Below are 3,269 nucleotides of genomic sequence, written 5' to 3'. Positions count from 1 at the left end.
GCCCGCCCTGCCGACTGAACTCCACGAAGATGTTCGGCGTCGCCATCACCGTCGCCCCGCCCGCCAGGGCGAGGGTGCATTCGCCGGAGCGCAGCGCCTGCACGGCCAGGTGCAGGGCGACCAGCGACGACGAGCAGGCCGTGTCGATGGTTACTGCCGGACCCTCGAGTCCGAAGGTGTACGACACCCGGCCGGAGGCGATGCTGCCCGAGCTGCCGTTGCTGATGTAACCCTCGTAGCCCTGGGGTGTCTGACCAGGCTGGAAACGGGCGCCGTAATCGTTGTACATGATCCCGGTGAACACCCCGGTACGGCTGCCGGCCAGCGAATCCGGGCGGATCCCGGCCGACTCGATGGCCTCCCACGAGGTCTCCAGCAGCAGCCGGTGCTGCGGATCCATCGCCGTCGCCTCCCGCTGGGGCAGGCCGAAGAACCGGGCGTCGAAGTCCCCGGCGTCGTGCAGGAAACCACCGTCGCGGGTGTACATCCGGCCGGCCTTCTGCGGATCCGGGTCGTAGAGGCCGTCGATGTCCCAGCCCCGGTCGACCGGGAAGCCGGAGATCCCGTCGGTGCCCGCGGCGACCAGCCGCCACAGATCCTCGGCGGAGGCGACCCCGCCCGGATAGCGGCAGCCGATCCCGACGATCGCGATCGGCTCGTCCGGGGCGGCCGCCGGTGGCCCGGCCGGCTCCGTGTCCGGTTCGGTCCTCCCGCCCAGCAGCTCGCTGAGCAGGAAGTCGGCGACCGCCAGCGGGGTCGGGTGGTCGAAGACCAGAGTGGCCGGCAGCGCCAGGCCGGCGACCGAACTCAGCCGGTTGCGCAGCTCGACGGCCATCAGCGAGTCGACGCCCAGCCCGGTGAACGGCTGCTTCTCGTTGACGGCGGCCGGGTCGGGGTGGCTGAGCACGTACGCGACCTGCTCGCGGACCAGGTCGACGACCGCCTGGGTCTGCTCGGCGGGGTTGAGCGCCCCCAGGCGGCGCAGCAGGGGATGGGCCTCGCCGGTGCTGTTGTCGGCGCGGGCCAGGCGGGGGCGGGTGCGTACCAGAGCCTGGAAGATCAGCGGCAGCGAACCGGTGCGGGCCTGGTCCTGCAGGGTCCGGGCGTCGATGCGGACCGGCACCAGCAGGGCCGGCGCGGCGGCGTCGAGGGCGGCGTCGAACAGGGCCAGCCCCTCGGCCGGCTGGATCTCGAGCAGCCCGGTCCGGGCCAGCCGGCCGACGTCGGCCGCGTCCAGGGTGCTGGTCATGCCGCTGGCCGTGCTCCACAGTCCCCAGGCGAGCGAGAGGCCGGGCAGCCCGGCGGCCCGGCGCCGCTGCGCGAGTGCGTCCAGGAAGGCGTTGCCGGCGGCGTAGTTGGCCTGCCCGGCACCGCCGAAGACGCCGGCGATCGAGGAGAAGAGCACGAAGGCGGTGAGGTCCGCGCCGGCCGTCAGCTCGTGCAGGTTGGTGGCCGCGTCGACTTTGGCGCGCAGCACCTGCGTCAGCCGGTCCGGCGTCATGGCGGTGAGCAGGCCGTCATCGAGCACGCCGGCGGTGTGCACGACGGCGCTCAGCGGGTGCTCGGCGGGGATGGCGGCGAGCAGGCCCGCGAGTGCGGCCCGGTCGGCGACGTCGGCGCCCGCGACGGTCACTTCCGCGCCGAGCGCGGTCAGTTCGGCCACCAAGTCGTCCGCGCCGGGCGCGGTGAGGCCGCGCCGGCTTACCAACAGCAGATTGCGTACGCCATGAGCAGTCACCAAGTGCCGGGCGAAGACCGACCCGAGCCCACCGGTGCCGCCGGTGACCAGAACCGTCCCGTCCACCCGGAACGCACCGCCGGCACCGCCGTCGAATGGCATCCGGCGCAGGCGCGGCGCGTACGGGCGGCCCCGGCGGATCGCCAGTTCCGGCTCGGGCAGCGACAGCGCGGCCGGCAGCGTCCGCCGGGAGCCGTCCTCGGCGTCCAGGTCGACGAGCCGGATCCGGCCGGGATGTTCGAGCTGTGCGCTGCGGATCAGGCCCCGCACTGCGGCTGCCGCGGGGTCGAGGCGGTCGGCTTCGGTCTCGTCCACCGCGACGCCGTCGCGGGTGGTCACCACCAGGGTGCTCGCGGCCGTTCGCGGGTCGGCCAGCCATTCCTGGACCAGGCGCAGCGCCGCCGCGGTGGCCCGGTGCGCGTCCCCGGCCGCGTCGGGAATCTCGGCCACCATCACCGGCGGTACGGGATCCGGCCGGGCGCCTTCCTGGAGCCGGACCCACTCGAAGTCCGGCGGGTTCGGCCCGGCCTGCAGCGGCGTCCAGCCGAGGCCGTGCATCGCCTCGAGGCCGGCCGTCGCGGGTACCCGCAACTGGTCCAGGGTCACCGGCCGCATCGCCAGCGACCGCACGGTGACCACCGGCCGGCCGGAGCCGTCGATCAGCTGGACGAAGGCCGCGTGCTCGCCGGCCCGGCGTAGCCGGACCCGGGCGGCGCGGGTGGCGCTCGCGTGCAGGGTGACCCCGCCCCACGAGAACGGCAGGTGACCCTGGCCGCCGAGGGAGAACAGGCCGGGGAAGGCGATGGTGTGCAGCGACGTGTCCAGCAGGGCCGGGTGCAGCGCGAACCGGTCGGCGTCGCCCGCCTCGCTCGCGGGCAGGCTGACTTCGGCGTAGACGTCGTCGCCCGTACGCCAGGCGGTGTGCAGGCCGCGGAACGCCGGGCCGTAGGCGAAGCCGGCCGCGACGAGGTCTTCGTAGACGGCGCCCAGGTCGACCGGAGTGGCCCCGGCGGGCGGCCAGGCCGTCAGGTCCGCCGCCGCGTCCGATGTCTCGGCCGGCGAGTCGGCCAGCAGGCCGGTGGCGTGCTGGGTCCACTCCTCGCCGGCATCGGCAGCGACCGGCCGCGAGTGGATGGTGATGCCGCGGGTGGCGTTCTCCCGCGCCGGGCCGACCAGAATCTGCACGGCGTGGGCCGACTGCTCGGTCAGCACCAGCGGCGCCTGCAGGGTCAGCTCCTCGACGGTGCCGTAGCCGACCTGGGCGGCCGCCTGCAAGGCCAGCTCGAGGAAGGCGGTGCCGGGCATCAGCATCGTGCCGAGCACCACGTGGTCGGCCAGCCAGGGCTGGCTCTGGGCCGAGACCGTGCCGGTGAGCACCACCTCGTCGCTGCCCGGCAACGCGACCGTGGCGGCCAGGAACGGATGGTCGACCGCGCCCATGCCGAGCTGAGCTGCGTTCGCGGCGGCGGGGGAGCCCTTTAGCCAGTAGGGCTTGTTCTGGAAGGCGTAGGTGGGCAGTTCCGGCGAGGCC

General features: G+C 74.3%; 1 protein-coding gene. It reads right to left on the bottom strand.

What is annotated here, in order from left to right; all coding sequences use genetic code 11:
- On the bottom strand, positions 1-3,269 hold a 3,269-nt coding region (locus tag Afe05nite_RS43385; RefSeq protein WP_203823203.1), incomplete at both ends, for a type I polyketide synthase.

The organism is Paractinoplanes ferrugineus, assembly GCF_016862195.1.
Lineage (GTDB): Bacteria > Actinomycetota > Actinomycetes > Mycobacteriales > Micromonosporaceae > Actinoplanes > Actinoplanes ferrugineus.
The sequence above is the reverse complement of the archived record's forward strand: the minus strand, read 5'-3'. Positions and strand labels throughout refer to the sequence as shown.